12 protein-coding genes, 1 tRNA gene and 1 pseudogene are annotated in these 16,740 nt (G+C 72.1%); 10 read left to right on the top strand and 4 right to left on the bottom strand.

Going from position 1 to position 16,740, the window contains the following annotated elements:
- Nucleotides 1-2: 2 nt before the first annotated feature.
- From ABZ876_RS23625 to sbnA, 4 genes are read left to right on the top strand one after another with little or no spacing between them, the layout of a single operon-like run.
- Nucleotides 3-3,266, top strand: coding sequence for an amino acid adenylation domain-containing protein (locus tag ABZ876_RS23625; RefSeq protein ID WP_361784504.1), 3,264 nt, complete (start codon nucleotides 3-5; stop codon nucleotides 3,264-3,266).
- Between the two features lie 41 nt (nucleotides 3,267-3,307).
- Complete coding sequence (locus ABZ876_RS23620) at nucleotides 3,308-4,312, top strand: TauD/TfdA family dioxygenase (protein ID WP_361784501.1); 1,005 nt, start codon at nucleotides 3,308-3,310, stop codon at nucleotides 4,310-4,312.
- Entirely contained in the window at nucleotides 4,309-5,379 is a 1,071-nt protein-coding gene (gene sbnB / locus ABZ876_RS23615; protein ID WP_361784498.1) for a 2,3-diaminopropionate biosynthesis protein SbnB, read from the top strand. Before ABZ876_RS23620 ends, sbnB begins: the two co-directional genes overlap by 4 nt.
- A 37-nt stretch (nucleotides 5,380-5,416) precedes the next feature.
- Nucleotides 5,417-6,445, top strand: coding sequence for a 2,3-diaminopropionate biosynthesis protein SbnA (sbnA, locus tag ABZ876_RS23610; RefSeq protein WP_361784495.1), 1,029 nt, complete (start codon nucleotides 5,417-5,419; stop codon nucleotides 6,443-6,445).
- Between the two features lie 143 nt (nucleotides 6,446-6,588).
- Here sbnA and ABZ876_RS23605 read toward each other — a convergent pair whose 3' ends face one another.
- The 3 genes from ABZ876_RS23605 to ABZ876_RS23595 form a co-directional block, all read right to left on the bottom strand.
- Nucleotides 6,589-7,692, bottom strand: coding sequence for a hypothetical protein (locus tag ABZ876_RS23605; RefSeq protein WP_361784492.1), 1,104 nt, complete (start codon nucleotides 7,690-7,692; stop codon nucleotides 6,589-6,591).
- A gap of 219 nt (nucleotides 7,693-7,911) precedes the next feature.
- On the bottom strand, nucleotides 7,912-9,681 hold the full coding sequence (locus ABZ876_RS23600; protein ID WP_361784817.1) for an MFS transporter: 1,770 nt from the start codon (nucleotides 9,679-9,681) through the stop codon (nucleotides 7,912-7,914).
- Between the two features lie 65 nt (nucleotides 9,682-9,746).
- On the bottom strand, nucleotides 9,747-10,208 hold the full coding sequence (locus ABZ876_RS23595; protein WP_361784489.1) for a MarR family transcriptional regulator: 462 nt from the start codon (nucleotides 10,206-10,208) through the stop codon (nucleotides 9,747-9,749).
- Nucleotides 10,209-10,406: 198 nt separating this feature from the next.
- Between ABZ876_RS23595 and ABZ876_RS23590 the strand changes: the two genes are divergently transcribed.
- The 5 genes and pseudogenes from ABZ876_RS23590 to ABZ876_RS23570 all read left to right on the top strand — a co-directional run.
- Nucleotides 10,407-10,994: a hemerythrin domain-containing protein gene (locus tag ABZ876_RS23590; RefSeq protein ID WP_361784488.1), complete on the top strand. Its 588-nt coding sequence runs from the start codon at nucleotides 10,407-10,409 to the stop codon at nucleotides 10,992-10,994.
- Between the two features lie 16 nt (nucleotides 10,995-11,010).
- Nucleotides 11,011-11,664, top strand: a complete 654-nt coding sequence (locus ABZ876_RS23585) for a hypothetical protein (protein ID WP_361784485.1) — start codon at nucleotides 11,011-11,013, stop codon at nucleotides 11,662-11,664.
- A gap of 58 nt (nucleotides 11,665-11,722) precedes the next feature.
- A complete protein-coding gene (locus ABZ876_RS23580; RefSeq protein ID WP_361784482.1) occupies nucleotides 11,723-12,037 on the top strand; it encodes an ANTAR domain-containing protein in 315 nt (104 codons plus the stop codon).
- A 176-nt stretch (nucleotides 12,038-12,213) separates the two neighbouring features.
- Complete coding sequence (gene selA / locus ABZ876_RS23575; protein ID WP_361784479.1) at nucleotides 12,214-13,596, top strand: L-seryl-tRNA(Sec) selenium transferase; 1,383 nt, start codon at nucleotides 12,214-12,216, stop codon at nucleotides 13,594-13,596.
- A 4-nt stretch (nucleotides 13,597-13,600) separates the two neighbouring features.
- Nucleotides 13,601-15,349 (top strand): annotated as a pseudogene (locus tag ABZ876_RS23570) (SelB C-terminal domain-containing protein); the annotation flags it as partial.
- A 34-nt stretch (nucleotides 15,350-15,383) separates the two neighbouring features.
- Here ABZ876_RS23570 and ABZ876_RS23565 read toward each other — a convergent pair.
- Nucleotides 15,384-15,477, bottom strand: a tRNA-Sec gene (locus ABZ876_RS23565).
- A 238-nt stretch (nucleotides 15,478-15,715) separates the two neighbouring features.
- Here ABZ876_RS23565 and selD point away from each other — a divergent pair.
- On the top strand, nucleotides 15,716-16,738 hold the full coding sequence (selD, locus tag ABZ876_RS23560) for a selenide, water dikinase SelD (RefSeq protein WP_361784476.1): 1,023 nt from the start codon (nucleotides 15,716-15,718) through the stop codon (nucleotides 16,736-16,738).
- Nucleotides 16,739-16,740 lie beyond the last annotated feature (2 nt).

Genomic DNA, 16,740 nt, shown 5'->3' with positions numbered 1-16,740 from the left:
CGATGGAAGCGCACGTGAACGCGGACCGGGAGTTCTGGAGCCGTGTGCTGGCCGCCGGTGGCTCCACCGCGATTCCCCGGTGGGCGCCGGATCCGGCCGTGGGTGTCGCCGCGTACGAGACGGCGGTACCGGGCGACACCGTACAGGCGGTGCACGCGCTGGCGGGGGAGTTGGAGGTACCGGTCAGCGCGGTCCTGCTGGCCGCGCACGCGAAGGTGCTGGCCGCGCTGTCGGGCGAGCAGGAGGTGGTGACGGGCTACGCCTCCGGGCCGGACAGCGGCCCGCTGCCGTGCCGGCTGACCGTCGCTCCCCCCACCTGGCGTGACCTGGTCTCGGCCGTCCACCGCAGCGCCGCGGAACTGCTCGCGCACCGAGCGTTCCCGGTGGCGGAACTGCACCGGGAGCTGGGCGTGGCCGGGCCGTCCTACGAGGTCGTCCTCGACCCGGCGGGCGCCGGGAGCCCGCTCGCCGAGACCACGGTGCTCGCGGTGGACTGGGACGAGCGGGGCGGGCGGACGCTGCTGCGCCTGCGCTATCGCACAGAGGAACTCAACGCCGAGTGCGCGGCCCGGATCGGCGGCTATCACCTCACCGCGCTCAGGCTGATGACGGCCGATGCGGAGGCAGAGCACGCACGGCAGAGCCTGCTGTCCGAGGAAGAGGTACGGCATCAGCTCGAGGGACTGGCCGGGCCCCGGCGGACGCTGCCGGACCATCGGGTGCACGAGCTGTTCGAGCACCAGGTGCGGGCCCACCCCGAGGCGGTGGCCGCGGTGCACGGCGACCGTGAATGGACGTATGCGGAGCTGAACTCCCGCGCGAACCGGCTGGCCCGGGCCCTGCTGGTCCGCGGGCTCGGCCGGGAGGGCGTCGTCGGCGTGGTCACCGAGCGCAACCTCGACTGGCTGGCCGCCGTGCTCGCGGTGTTCAAGGCAGGGGGCGTGTATCTGCCGATCGAGCCGCATTTCCCGGCCGGCCGCATCGAGGCCACACTGTCGCGCTCCGGGTGCCGCCTGGTGCTGACCGAGTCCGGCAGCACCCACACGCTCGACAAGGCCCTGGCCCTGCTGCCCGACATCGAGAAGTTGCCGGTCGAGACGGCGTACGCGGAACAGCAGGCCGACAGCGATGTCTCGGTGAAGGTCACGCCCGACCAGCTGGCCTACATCTACTTCACCTCCGGCTCCACCGGCGAGCCGAAGGGCGCGATGTGCGAGCACGAGGGCATGCTCAACCACATCTACGCCAAGATCGACGATCTGGGCATCGTCGAGGGACGAGTGGTGGCGCAGACGGCCCCGCAGTGCTTCGACATCTCGCTGTGGCAGCTGCTCGCCGGGCTGCTGGCGGGCGGGCGGACCCTGCTGTTCCGGCAGGACGTGATCGTGGACGTCGAGCAGTTCGTCGACACGCTGGCCCGAGGACGGGTCGGCGTCGTCCAGGTCGTGCCCTCCTACCTGGAGGTGGTGGTGTCGTACCTGGAGCAGCACCCCCGCGAACTGCCCGATCTGAGGTGTGTGTCGGTGACCGGCGAGGCGCTGAAGCGGGAACTGGTCCAGCGCTGGTTCACCATCCAGCCGGGGATCAAGCTGGTCAACGCCTACGGGCTGACCGAGACCTCCGACGACACCAACCACGCGGTCATGGACCGGGTACCGGAACGAGTGCTCCTGGGACGGGCCGTCAACAACGTGCGCGTCTACGTCGTCGACGAGCATCTGTCACTGGTGCCGCTGGGCGCCCCGGGCGTGATCGCCTTCTCCGGGGTGTGCGTGGGCCGGGGGTACGTCAACGACCCCCAGCGGACCCGCGAGGCGTATCTGGAGGACCCGTACCGGCCGGGCGAGCGGCTCTACCTGGGAGGCGACTGGGGACGCTGGCACCCGGGCGGCCAACTGGAGTTCCTCGGCCGCAGGGACCACCAGGTCAAGATCCGAGGCTTCCGCATCGAGATCGGCGAGATCGAGAACAACCTGCTCAGGGTGCCCGGGGTACGGGACGGCGCGGTGGTCGTCGCCGAGCTGGCGGGCCGCAGCGCGCACCTGATCGCGTTCTACACCGGCCGGTGCCAGCCCGCGGACGCGCTGCGCCAGGCGCTCAACGCCGTGCTGCCCGCCTACATGATTCCCTCGGCCTTCCGCTGGCAGCAGAGCCTGCCGCTGACCGCCAACGGCAAGATCGACAGGAAGGCCCTGACCGCGCTGGCCCAGCAGACCGCCTCGGCCGCGGACGCCGGCCCCGCCGGGAACCACTTCCAGGCGCCGCGCACCTCCTCCGAGCGGAAGCTCGCGGCGGCCTGGGCCGAGTTGCTGGGCGTCCCCCAGGACCACATCGGCCGGCAGGACCACTTCTTCGACTCCGGCGGCACCTCCCTGTCGGCGGTGAAACTCACCATCGCCCTGGGCCGTGCGGTGTCCCTGAAGGACATCACCCGCAACCCGGTGCTCGCCGATCTCGCCGCGCTCCTCGACGGCGCCACCAAGCGGCGCGCCGAGCTGCTTCAGCCACTGTCCGCACCCGACGGTACGCCGGACTGCGCCCTGGTGTGCTTCCCCTACGCCGGCGGCAACGCTGTCAACTTCCAGCCCATGGCCGGCGCCCTGGCCGGCAGCGGGACCGCGGTCTACGCCGTCGACCTGCCCGGCCATGACCTCGCCGCCCGGAACGAGCCGTTCGTGCCGATCACAAGGGTGGTGGAGCAGGTCAGCGCCGAGATCACGGGACGAGGCCTCACCAGGGTCATGCTCTGGGGACACTCCTCCGGCGCCGCCCCGGCGCTCGAGACGGCGAGAAGGCTCCTGGAGGCCGGAGCGGACGTCCCCCGGCTGTTCCTCGGTGCCCAGTTGCCCGGAACCGCCGCCGACCGGCGCTCGGCCATCGCCGAGCTGACGGAGCGGAGCAACGCCGAGATCGCCGCGCGGCTGACCGCCGACAGCGGCTACACCGAACTGGGGGAGCTGAACGCGCAGCACGCCGAGCACGTCGGTGCCGCCTACCGGCACGACTGCGTGTCCGCACACCGCTACTTCGCCGAAGTCCTGGAAAGCCCGCCGACGGTGAAACTGTCCGCGCCGGTCACCGTGGTCCTCGCCGCCGACGACCCGTACACATCCGGGCCCCCCGACCGCCACCGCGACTGGCAGCTCCTGGTGGAGCGCGTCGACCTGCACGAACTCGCCGACGGAGGCCACTACTTCCCGCGCACCCGACCGGCCGAAGCGGCACGGGCCGTCCTGGGCGCGGCGGAACTGCTGACCTCCTCCTGATCCTGCCCGAGTCCCTGGGGGGCCGTCGAAAGGAAACCGAGATGTCCTCCTCATCCCCGGCATCACTGCTCGAGGTGGAGCTGCTGCCGGACAGGCCCCCGATCCTGCACGTCGACCCGCCCGGCGATCCGGCCGGCTGGGCGGCCGGGCACCGCGACGCACTGCGCGCGGAGGTCGCCGAGCACGGAGCGCTTCTCGTCCGCGGCCTCGGACTGCGGGACACGGGCCAGGTCGGCGCCGTCTTCGCGGGACTCACCGACGGTCTGATGGCGGAGAGGGAGGCCTTCGCCCCCCGGCAGAGCCACGGCCCCGGGCTGTACTCCTCCGCTGCCTGGCCGGACAACCAGCCGATGTGCATGCACCACGAACTGAGCTACCGGCTGGAGGTCCCCGGCCTGATGCTGTTCGCCTGCCTGAGCGCGCCCGACCAGGGCGGCGCGACCGCCGTCGCCGACGCGGAGCGCTTGCTCCAGGCGCTGCCCAGCACGCTGACCCAACGCTTCGAACACGAGGGCTGGCTGCTGACCCGCAGCTACAACGACGAGATCGGGGCGTCCCTGGAGGAGTCGTTCGGCACCGGCGACCACGCCGCCGTGGAGCAGTACTGCCGCACCCACGCCATCGAGTTCGCCTGGCAGCCCGACGGGTCGCTGCGAACACGGCAGCGCCGCAGCGCAGTGGTGCGGCATCCGGGGACCGGCCGGCGCTGCTGGTTCAACCAGATCGCCTTCCTCAACGAGTGGACGCTGGCCCCGGAAGTGCGCGAGTACCTGGTGGACATCTACGGCGAGGACGGGCTGCCGTTCAACACTCGCTTCGGCGACGGCAGCCCCATCGGCGAGGACGTCATCCAGCTGATCAACAGCACCTACGAGGAGCACACCCGACGCGAGCCCTGGCAGCCCGGGGACCTGATGCTCGTCGACAACATCCGCACCGCACACAGCCGCGAGGCCTTCTCCGGGGAGCGCCGGGTGCTGGTCGGCATGGCCGAACCGCAGCGCCTCCCCGACAGCGACCCGACCCCGGAGGTGAGTCAGCGATGACGACCCTGCCCTCCTCCGCCACCCAGCCCGCCCCGCCGCCCCGGGACCCCGCGCCGACCTTCGCGGTGATCTCCGGAGCCCAGGTCCAGCAGACACTCGCCGGACGCGAGAGACGGATCGTGGAACTGGTCGAGACCACCTACCGACTGCACGGCGCAGGGGACTCGGTCAACCCACCCTCGTACTTCCTGCGCTTCCGCGACCGCCCGACGGCCCGGATCATCGCCCTGCCGGCCTCCATCGGCGGGTCCGTGCGGGTCGACGGCGTGAAATGGATCTCCAGCTTCCCGGGCAATGTGTCCGCCGGGCTGCCCAGGGCCTCCGCGGTACTGATCCTCAACGACCCGGACACCGGCTACCCGCTGGCCTGCCTGGAAAGCTCCATCATCAGCGCCACCAGAACCGCGGCGTCCGCCGCACTGGCAGCGGACTGGCTCAGTCGCACCCGGCCCCGGCCCACCCGGGTCGGATTCTTCGGCGCGGGCCTGATCGCCCGGTACATCCACGCCTTCCTCATCGGCACCGGCTGGGCGTTCGACACGACCGGGGTGCACGACCTGTCCGCCGACAGCACCGCCGGATTCTGCGGTTATCTGCGGCAGTCCCCGACCACCGGACAGGTCACGGTCCACGACAGCGCCGAGGACCTGATCCGCTCCAGCGACCTGGTGGTCTTCGCCACCGTCGCCGGCACACCCCATGTCACCGACCCGGCATGGTTCAGCCACAACCCGCTGGTCCTGCACGTGTCCCTGCGTGACCTCGCCCCCCGGATCCTGCTCGCCTCGGCCAACTACGTGGACGACGTCGAGCACTGTCTGAAGGCCGACACGTCACCCCATCTCACGGAGCAGGCCACCGGCAACCGCGACTTCCTGGACGGCACCCTCAACGACGTCATGACCGGACAGGCGACCCCGCCGGCCGACCGAACGGTGATCTTCTCGCCCTTCGGGCTCGGCGTCCTCGACCTCGCCGTCGGCAAGTACGTCTACGACGAAGCCGCCCGGGCCGGACACCTCCACCTCATCGACGACTTCTTCCACGAGCTGCGCCGATACGGCTGAAGGCGCCTTGCTTCAGCCCTGGCACCAGGAGGCCACCGTGCCCGTGATAACCGTTCCTCACGCCTTCAACGAAAGCCAGCTGTACGTCGACCTCGAGCCGATCTTCGGGCGTTCTCTCTACCTGAAGTGCGAGGGCTTCAACTTCGCGGGCTCGATCAAGCTGAAGGCCGCCATCGAGATGGTGGAGACGGCCGAACGGGAAGGAGTCCTGAAGCCCGACTCGATCCTCGTCGAGTCCTCGTCCGGCAACCTGGGCGTGGCGCTGAGCATGATCGCCGCCAGCAAGGGCTACCGGTTCCTGTGCGTCACGGACTCCCGATGCAATCTGTCGACCCGACTGCTGATGGAGGCGTTGGGCAGCCAGGTGCACATCGTCGCCGACCTGGACGCCAACGGCGGCTTCCTCGGCGCGCGCATCGAGTACGTCCGTGAGCTGTGCGCCTCCGACGACCGGTATGTGTGGCTCGGTCAGTACACCAACCCGGGCAACTGGCGGGCGCATTACCGCACCACGGCGCCGGAGATCGCGGAGCAGTTCCCGGAGCTGGACGTCCTGTTCATCGGGGCGGGCACCACCGGGACCCTGATGGGCTGCGCGCGCTACTTCCGTCAGTGGCACAGGTCCGTACGGATCGTCGCCGTGGACAGCGTCGGCTCGGTGGCCTTCGGCGGCAAGCCGGGGCGCCGGATGATCCCCGGTCTGGGCATGAGCATGCGGCCGCCGCTGCTGGACGAGTCGTTCGTGGACGACGTGATGCGGGTGGAGGAGGCGGACACCATCCGTGCCTGCCACCGTCTGGCCCGGCGCGGGTTCCTGTTCGGTGGCTCCACCGGGACGGTGGTCAGCGGCGCGCTGGACTGGCTGACCCGCCATGACCCGGGCGGTCTGACCTCGGTGGCCATTGCCGCGGACCTCGGCGAGCGCTACCTCGACACCATCTACCAGACCAACTGGCTGGAGGCTCTGTACGGCGACCGCATCCTCCTCGGCTCCGAAGAGCTCACGAGGGATCCCCGGGGAGGCCAGCCCATACCGCGGGCCTCGCGCCGACGCCCGGAGACCTAGGTTTCCTCCGGCGCAAAAAGCCCTGCCCGACGACACCGGGCGCCGGATCTGCGACCAGCGGGGCATCCCGCCCCGCTGGGATCGCGTTTCATGTGGTCCCGGAGGCCTTCGAGACCTCGTCGCGAAGGCGCCCGGGCCCGGCGTCAGTTCATGCAGCCTGCAGGGATGACCGGGCTGCCCTTGCAGTTGGCGCTCAGGCTCTTCGTGATCTGCGAACCACTCCCGATCGGGGTGTCGGTCCATACACCGCCCGGCGCGTGGGGGGCGGAGTTGCCGGTGATCCGCACGTTCGACAGAGTGACGTGTCCGCCCAGGTTGTAGAGGCCTCCGCCCTGAGCCGTGACACCGGTGACCCGGTTGTTGCTGACCGATGTGTTCCGCAGGGTCAGCGGGCCGTCGTTGTAGATGCCTCCGCCCCCTGGCAGTTTCGACATGACGCCGACGTGATTGCGGTCGACGCTCGAGTCGATGACCTGCAGAGCGGCGCCGCTGAAGATGCCGCCGCCGCCGTCACCCGACGTCACGGAGTTGTCAGTGATGTGGCTGGCGCGGACGACGGCCGCCCCGCCGCCGAACTCCAGGCCTCCGCCGTCGAAGCGTGCCACGTTGTACCGGATCACGGTTTTGCTGATCGTGGTCCTGGAGATGCTGCCGAACTGCACCAGGCCGCCACCGAATGCGGCTCTGTTGGCCAGGATCTTGGAGTTGCTGATGGTGGCGGAGCCGAGCACGGCCACTCCGCCCCCGTTGCGCGCGGAGGAGTTCTGGAGCACCGTGACGTGGTCCAGATTCATACGGCCACCGGCCGTGACCTGGATTCCCCCGCCGAGCTCCGGCTGCCCGGTGACCTTTCCGCCGCGTACGGTGAGGTACCGCGCATCCAGGTTCCCGCCCCACACCACCTCGAAGATCCGGAACGGGCGGGTGGCCGACCGGTCGCGCTGGATGGTGGCGCCGTTACCGAGGACAGTGATCCGCTTGGTGATGGGCGGCAGGCCGTCCTGGCCGGCAAAGGGAGCGGTCAGGTGGTAGACGCAGTGCGGGGCGAGCGCCAGTGTGCCGCCGATGCGACTGTTCGCGGTCCGGATCGCGGAGACCAGGGAGGCGCCGCTGCACGGCACCTTGGTGGCGACTTCACGGCCGGATGCCGGTGCGGCGGAAGCGTGCAGAACGGCGACGGAGGCGACGAGGGCTGCTCCGCCGAGGCTACAGGCGGCTCGCCGGGCGACGGCGGCTCGTTTGGGCATGGCTGATTTCCTTCCGGCACGTGGACAGTCGAGGGGGAGAGGATGCGTGGTCGCCCAGCTTCCATGAGAGGTGACGCCCTCAGAGCCCGGCACACCCGGCCCCGGCTGCCTGTCCCCCGCCAGGAGGACGGATACCGGCCGCCGACTACTCCGCTCGGCCGACCGGCCTGGTGACCGGTGTCCGGCGCGCCGACGCCATGAGGAGGGCGCGTTGTGACGTCACGGTGCCTCCTTCGCGGGCACGCCGACCGCGGGCGGCCCGTCGACGGCGGGCGGCCCGTCTCGGGGAGTGCGCTCCCGCGCCGGCGTGTGCCCGCCGCGCAGGGCCGAGGCGACCGCGGAGACCAGGGCCATGGCCGCGGCGACGCCGAAGACGATGGTCAGCCCGTGGTGGAACGGCCCGGAGACCAGCCGTGGGAAGAAGCCGTGGCCGGTCAGGGCGGCACGCTGGGCCGCCGGGAGGTGGGTGACCGCCCCGCCGGAGGCGAGCAGGTGTTCCACGGGGTTGTTGCCGAGGAACGTGGCGAACAGCGTACTGACGGGCGGCAGGGACGCCGCGTGCGCGGCCGCGTCGGCCGGGACGCCGTGCGCCGTGAGTCCGGGGCGCAGGGCCGCGGGCAGCGAGGAGGCCAGCCCGGAGACCATCAGCGAGAAGAACACACCGATGGACAGGGCGGTGCCCGAGTTCTGGAAGGTCGAGCGCATGCCCGAGGCGACGCCCCGGTACTCCGGCGGCACGCTGCCCATGATCGACGACGTGTTCGGTGAGGAGAACATGCCCTGGCCGAGCCCGTTGAGCAGCAGCAGCGCCGCGAACACCCCGTAGTCGAAATCGACCGGCAGGGTCAGCAGGCCGAGGAAGGAGCCGGCCACGACGACCAGACCCGCGGTGGAGAACACACGGGCGCCGAACCGGTCCGACAGATAGCCGGACAGGGGACCGGCGATCAGGAAGCCCAGCGTCAGCGGCAGCATGAAGATGCCCGCCCACAGCGGGGTGTCCTCGAACGCGTAGCCGTGCAGGGGCAGCCATATCCCCTGCAACCAGATGATGAGCATGAACTGGAGCCCGCCGCGCGCGATCGCGGTCAGCAGAGCGGCCAGATTGCCCGCGGCGAACGCCCGCACCTTGAACAGGGCCAGCTGGAACATGGGCTCGGCGACCCGCGTCTCCGCGTAGCAGAAGAGCAGCAGCAGGGCTCCGCCGCCGAAGAGCCCGGTGAGCACCCAGGGGTTGCCCCAGCCGGTGGGGCTGGAACCGTAGGGCTGGATGCCGTACGTGATGCCGGCCAGCAGGATCCCCGCGCCCGCCGCGAAGGTGATGTTCCCCAGCCAGTCGATGCGGGCACGGCGGCCCGCCGCGGTCTCGCGCAGACTGAGATACGACCAGATCGTCCCGGCGACACTCACCGGCACGCTCACCCAGAACACGGCCCGCCAGTCGACGGCGGCGAGCAGTCCGCCGGCCAGGAGTCCGAGGAACTGGCCGGCGAGCGCGGTGATCTGGTTGATGCCGAGGGCCATGCCGCGTTGCCGGGCGGGGAAGGCGTCGGTGAGGATGGCGGCCGAGTTGGCGGTGAGCATGGAGCCCCCGAACGCCTGCACGATGCGCCACAGGATCAGCCACAAGGCCCCCGCGCCCGCGTGGAACGGGTCCAGGGACAACGCGACCGAGGCGCAGGCGAAGACGAGGAAGCCGAGGTTGTAGATCCTGACCCGGCCGTACATGTCGCCGAGCCGGCCGAGGACCACCACGAGTACGGCCGACACCAGCAGATAGCCCAGGATCATCCAGAGTAGATAGCCGATGTTTCCGGGCGCGAGCGGGTCGAGGCCGATCCCGCGGAAGATCGCGGGCAGCGAGATGATCACGATGGAGGCGTCCATCGTCGCGATCAGTACACCGAGCGTGGTGTTCGACAGGGCGACCCACTTGTAGCCCGGTCCCGGGGGCAGGTCCCGCCGGCGCGTGCTGCGCGCGGCACGCACGGCGGGCGGCCGGCCGCCCACCGCGCCGTCCCCACGCCGGTCGCCGGGGCCCGAGGCGCCCGCGCTCACAGCCGTGCCGCCAGTCGGTCGAGGAGGGGCAGCGCCGAGGCGAGCGTCTCGCGCTCCTGAGGCGTGAACTCCTCCAGGACGGCCGAGAGGCGGTGGATGGACTCGGAGGCCCGCTCCGCCAGCATGGCCCGTCCCTCCTCGGTGATGGCCACGACGGCCCGTCGTCCGTCGGCCGCATCGGGTGCACGACGGACCAGCCCCCGCTGTTCCAGCACGGCCAGCGTGCTCGCCATCGCCTGCGGCCGTACACGTTCCAGGTCGGCGAGGGACCCCGGAGAGCCGGGACCTTCGGCCGCGAGCCGCGCGAGCACCGACACTCCGGAGAGCGACACATCGCCGACGGCGTGCGCCTGACGCAGCCGCCGGGTCGTTCTGCCCACGGCCAGCCGCAGACCGGAGGCGAGGTGTGCGATGTCCTCCGCGACGGCGATGCGATCGGAACCCGTGTCCTTGTCCATCTTCACAGGTAATAACACTAGGTTTAGCAGTCTCGGCTGTTCAATCAATTGTCAGTAATCCCCGGGACCTCATCGGCCGATCCCGTACACGCCCGGGACGCCTCAGCCCCTTCATGTTCTTCGCCCGGTTTTGCTCGCCCTTGTCCGGGTTACCCGCCCGGTGAAGCCGACGGCCGATATGGAGAGGAGGGCGCTGCCGTGAGCGACGCGACGAAGGAACGCGAGGAGGCGGCGCGACTTCCGGAGGGCGACGTGGTCCGCATCCTGCTGGAGCAGCACGCCCGGATCCGTGACCTGTTCGCCGAGGTCAAGAGCGCGCAGGGGGAGCAGAAGAAGTCGATCTTCGACGAGCTGAGGGCTCTGCTGGCGGTCCACGAGACCGCGGAGGAGATGATCCTGCGGCCCACGGCCAAGAAGACCGCCGGGAAGGCGGAGGCCGAAGCCCGCAACCATGAGGAACAGGCAGCCAACAAGGTCCTCGCCCAGCTGGAGAAGATGGACGTCGGCAGCCCCGAGTTCGACGGCAGGCTGGCCGCCTTCGAGCGGTCCGTGATCGAGCACGCCGAGCATGAGGAGCAGGAGGAGTTCCCCGCCGTGCGTCAGGGCTGCGACGAGGCCCAGCTCAAGCGGATGGGTGCCCAGCTCCAGATGGTCGAGAAGATCGCACCGACCCACCCGCACCCCACCGCGGCGGGATCGCCCACCGCCCAGTGGATCACCGGGCCCTTCGCCTCCCTGGTCGACCGGGCGAAGGACGCACTCACCCGGTCCCGAGGCGGTACCTGACACCGCGAGGCCGACCGTGCGGCCGTACGATCGGCTGCGCTTCGACGGCTGGATCGCCGGCATCGGTACGTCGTCCGGGACCCGGGTGGTGGTGGGGCGCTGGACGCGCACACCGTTCGGGCCCTTCGACGACGTCATGCTGGAGCGGCGGGACGGGCACCGCCTCCTGCTGGCCCCCTCCGCGCGGACGGCGCACTTCATCGCCGGCACCTACGCCTTCGACGAGGTACGGGTGGCGCCGGTCAGGGTGGATACCGCCGGGTGTCACTGGACGGTCACCGCCCCCTGCCTGCATCTGCGCCTCGTCCTGGGCCGCCGGGGCGCCCTGGGACGCCTGCTCAGGGCCGTGCCCGGGCCGCTGGCCGCCCGCCCCGCCTGGGCCGCGGCGGTGGCCCTGCCTGCGCGGCTGCTGCTGGACACGCGGACCTGTGGCAGCGCGGGCGCCGGCCGGTACGAGTGGTACGGGGCGAAGGACCTGCATCCCGTCATCGCCGCCGCGGCCCGCTACGAGGGCGAGGACCTGGGCTCCCTCGCCCCGGTCGAGCCCCCCGTGCGGTTCGGGTTCGGATCGACCCCCCGGACGCCCTGCGTCGTACGCGTCACCACCACCGTGGCCATGGGCGCCCGGCACACGCCCTTCGGTTCCCCGTCCGGCCTAGCCCACCCGTGAACCAGGCGTGGCAAAAGTCTGAGTCGTGCTCGGACGCCTCCTGCGGGAAGGTGGAACTGTGACAGCGGGCACCACGGAACTGGCCCAGGAGTGCGAGCGGCTGCGGGTGGAGAATCGGCATCTGAAGCGCGCGGTGGCTTCGCACGCCCTGGTCGACCAGGCCATCGGAGCGGTGGTCGTACTGGGGCGGATTCCGCAGGACGAAGCCTGGGGGGTGCTGCGGGACGTCTCGCAGCACACCAACACCAAGCTGCGGCTCGTCGCCGAACACGTCCTCAAGTTCGCCCAGGGCGGCGATCTGCCGCAGCCGGAGATGGACGAATTCAGACGGGCGCTGGACCGCACCAGGATCGCTTCCCGCACCCGCCCCTGAGCCCGGGACCGCGGCTCCCGGACCCTCCCCGTACGTCGAACACCCCATACCCCGGCCCCGGCCGCCGCCGGACGGCGCAGGTGTGCCGTCCCGGCGTGTCGGACTGCCGGCCGCGGGCACTGGGAGACGATGGGTTCTCCCGGACAGCCCGAGCGGGGCCGAAGAGGGAGGGCTGCATGGAGCGGCAGGTCGCAGCGGGCGGGGCCGACGAGCGGACCGGGACGGCCGCGGACGGCACCGCCGGTTCGTCACGGCGCCGCGACACCGCCGACGCGCGACGGCGGATTCCGCGCACCGACGACGTGTTGCGTGATCCCCGGCTGATCCGGGCCACGTGCCGACTGGGACCGGGCGTGGTGAAGGAGGCGGTCCGCCTGGCACAGGAGCGGGCGCGCAACGGCAGTATCCCGCCGGAGCAGGTGGGAGACGCGGCAGCCGCCCTGCTGCCCGCCACGGCCGGCGGGCTCCGGGCGGTGATCAACGCCACCGGTGTCGTGCTGCACACCAACCTCGGCCGGGCGCCGCTGTCGGCGGCCGCCCGCCAGGCGGTGCAGGAAGCCGCCGGGCCGACCGACGTCGAGCTCGACCTGCGCACCGGTGTACGCGCCCGCCGAGGACGCACGGCACTGCGGGCCCTGCACGACCGGGTCCCGTCCGCCGCCGCGGTGCACGTCGTCAACAACGGTGCCGCCGCCCTGGTCCTCGTCGCCACCGCGCTGGCCGCCGGCAAGGACATCGTCATCAGCCGGGGGGAGATGGTGGAGATCGGGGACGGTTTCCGGCTCCCGGACCTCCTCGTCTCCACAGGGGCCCGGCTCCGCGAGGTCGGCACGACCAACCGGACGACCGTCGCCGACTACGCCGCCGCGATCGGCCCGGACACCGGCTTCGTGCTGAAGGTGCACCCCTCGAACTTCCGCATCACCGGATTCACCCGCGCCGCCGAGACCGGCGAAGTGGCCGCGCTGGAGGTCCCCGTGGTCGTCGACATCGGCTCCGGCCTGCTCGCGCCGCACCCGTTGCTGCCCGAGGAACCCGACGCCGAGACCCAGTTGCGCGCCGGTGCCTCACTCGTCACCGCGAGCGGCGACAAACTGCTGGGCGGACCGCAGTGCGGACTGCTCCTCGGGGAAGAGGAGTTGATGCGCACCGTGTCCCGCCATCCCCTGGCCCGTGCCCTGCGGGTGGACAAGCTGACGCTGGCCGCCCTGGAGGCGACCCTCACCGGTCCGCAGACCCCGACCGCCGCCGCGCTGAGCGCCGACCCCGCCCACCTCATGGACCGCGCCGTCCGGCTCGCCGAAGTGCTGAGCGCCGACGGCGTCGACGTACGGGCGGTCGAGAGCGCCGCGACCGTCGGGGGCGGCGGCGCGCCCGGTGTCACACTGCCCAGCGCGGCGCTGTCCCTGCCGGATTCCTTCGCCGCCGTTCTGCGCACCGGGCCGGTCCCCGTGGTCGGGCGCCTGGAGGCGGGGCGCTGCCTGCTCGACCTCAGGGCGGTGCCGCAGCAGGACGACGAGCGGCTCGCCGGCGCCGTGCGCTCGGCCGCGAGGGGGTAGGGCCATGCGGGTGCTGGCCACCGCCGGGCACGTCGACCACGGCAAGTCCGCTCTGGTGCGGGCGCTCACCGGGATGGAACCCGACCGCTTCGAGGAGGAACGCCGCAGGGGACTCACCCTCGACCTCGGCTTCGTGTGGACCCGGATCGGCCCGGACGGGGAGCACCTCGCCTTCGTGGACGTGCCGGGGCACGAGAAGTTCGTCGCGACCATGCTCGCCGGGGTCGGACCGGTGCCCGCCGTCCTGTTCGTGGTGGCGGCCGACCAGGGCTGGCAGCCGCAGTCGCAGGAACACCTGGCGATCCTCGACGCACTCGGGGTGCGGCACGCCGTGCTCGCGGTGACCCGCAGCGACCTGGCGGACCCCGAACCCGTACGCGCCGATGCCCTCGAGCGCATGGCCGCCACCTCGCTCGGCACGGTGCCGTCGGTCGCCGTGAGCGCGATGACCGGCGCCGGACTGGAGGCACTGCGCACGGAGTTGGCCCGGCTGGCCGGCACACTGCCCCACCCGCCCGCCGATGCGGACACACGGCTGTGGCTGGACCGCGCCTTCACGGTACGCGGCCATGGCACCGTGGTGACCGGCACGCTCGGAGCGGGCACCCTGCGGGTCGGTGACCGCCTGGTGACGGGGGACGGCTCGGCGGTCCTGCGGGTGCGCGGGCTCCAGTGCCTGAACGAGGAACGGCACGACGTGCGGGGGGTGGCGCGCGTCGCCGTCAACGTGCACGGCTCCGCGGACGGCCCTCTGCGGCGAGGGCAGGTGCTGCTGGCACCGGACCGCTGGCTGCTCACCGGCCTGATCGACGTCCGGGTCGGCGGCGAGCCGGTCGGTGATCTGCCCCGTGAGGCCACGCTGCACATCGGCACGGCCGCCGTCCCCGTGACCGTCCGACCCCTCGGCGAGGACACCGCGAGGCTGACCCTGGGCCGCGAGCTTCCCCTGCGCGTCGGCGACCGGGCGGTGCTGCGGGAACCGGGCGGCCGGCGCCCACCCTGCGGCGTGACCGTGCTGGACGTGCGCCCGCCCCGCCTGAGCCGGCGGGGCGCGGGCCGGGCCAGGGCGGTGGAACTCGCCGCCATGACCGGCCGACCCGATGGCCCCGGAGAGCTGCGGCGGCGCCGACTCGTCCGCCGCTGCGAGCTGTTGGCGATGGGCGTGCCGCCGCCCACCGCGCCCGTTGCGGGGGACTGGCTCGTGGACGAAGCCCACTGGGCGGGGCTGCGGGCGCGGCTGGCCACCGAGGTGGAACGGTACGCACAGCGGCATCCGCTGGAGCCGGGCCTGCCGGCCGAGGCGGCCCGACGCCTGCTCGGCCTGCCCGACAGATCGCTGGTCGACGCCCTCGCCAGGATGCCGGGTACCACGGAACTGACCTGGCGGCAGGGCCGGTTGTACGGCCCCGGCAGCGCCCGGGCGACGCTTCCGCCGGCCGTCGCGGCGGCCGTCGACGCCGTACGGAGCGACCTTGCGCGGACGCCGTTCCGTGCCCCGGAGGCGGACCGCCTCAAGGAACTGGGCCTCACCCGCAAGGCGGTGGCCGCCGCGGTCTCGGCGGGGGAGCTGCTGGCGGTGACGGACGGCATCCTGCTGCTGCCCGGGGCGGACGCCCGGGCCGCCGACGTCCTGCGCGGGCTGCCCCAGCCGTTCACGCTCAGCGAGGCCCGCCGAGCCCTGGACACCACCCGGAGGGTGGCCGTGCCGCTGCTTGAGTTCCTGGACGCCAGGGGCTACACCCAGCGGGTGGACGACCAGCGTCGCCGCTGCCGGTCCGGCGTGGGAAGCGGAGGCGGACGGGAATCGAACCCGCCTGCCCGAGATCCTCGGACACCTCGGTTTTGAAGACCGGGAGGGCCACCAGGCACCCACACGCCTCCACCGCCCGCCAGGCTACCGGACGGCGTCGCGCCATCTCCGACGGCCACACCCCTGGTCGGGTCAGGAGGTTCGGCGCCGACGACGGGGACGACGGGGACGACGGGGACGACGGGGACGACGGGGACGACGGGGGACGACGGGGGACGACGGAGACAAGTTCGCCGGGGCCCCCGGCGGTACCCGGCGCGCGGCGCACGGAGGGGCGCCCGCCACCCACGAGCGATGGAGGACTCCGGCATGACCACGACGCGTGAGACACCCGTACGGCTCACCCAGTTCGCGCACGGCGGCGGGTGCGCCTGCAAGATCCCGCCCGGCGAGCTGGAGGACATGGTCGGCGCGCTGGCGGTACCGCCGGTCGCGGGCGACACCTCGCTCCTCGTCGGAACGGCCACCGGCGACGACGCCGCCGTCGTGACGTTGCCCGCCACCGGCGGTGCCGGCGCGCCGGCGGTGGTGGCCACGGCCGACTTCTTCACCCCCGTCGTCGACGACCCGTACGACTGGGGGCGTATCGCCGCGGCCAACGCCCTGTCCGACGTGTACGCGATGGGCGGCCGTCCGGTGGTCGTCGTCAACCTCCTCGCATGGCCCCGCGGTGTGCTGCCCTTCGACCTGGCGCGCGAGGTGCTGCGCGGCGGACTGGACATCGCCACGCAGGCCGGCTGCCACGTCGGCGGCGGGCACAGCGTCGACGACCCCGAACCGAAGTACGGCATGGCCGTCACCGGTATCGCTGACCCCGAGCGGCTGCTGCGCAACGACACCGGACGGCCCGGACTGCCGCTGTCGCTGACCAAGCCGCTCGGGCTCGGTGTGCTGAACAATCGTCACAAGGCCACGGGGGAGCGGTTCGAGCAGGCCGTCGCCACGATGACGGCCCTCAACGGGGACGCCTCGGCCGCCGCCCTGGCCGCCGGGGCCACCTGTGCCACCGACGTCACCGGCTTCGGCCTCCTCGGTCATCTGCACAAGCTGGCGAAGGCCTCCGGCGTGACCGCCGTCGTCGACACCACCGCCGTCCCCTACCTGGACGGCGCTCGGGAGGCGGTCCGGGACGGATACGTCAGCGGCGGCACCCGGCGCAATCTCGCATGGGTGGCGCCGCACACCGACTTCGGCGACACCGACGCCGACACCCGCCTGCTGCTGGCCGACGCGCAGACCTCCGGCGGGTTGCTCGTCGCCGGCGAGGTGCCGGGGGCGCCGGTGGTGGGGGAGCTGGTGCCGCGCGGGTCCCACTCGATCGTGCTGAAATAGCT

The sequence above is a fragment of the Streptomyces sp. NPDC046931 genome (genome assembly GCF_040644655.1).
Lineage (GTDB): Bacteria > Actinomycetota > Actinomycetes > Streptomycetales > Streptomycetaceae > Streptomyces.
The sequence above is the reverse complement of the archived record's forward strand: the minus strand, read 5'-3'. Positions and strand labels throughout refer to the sequence as shown.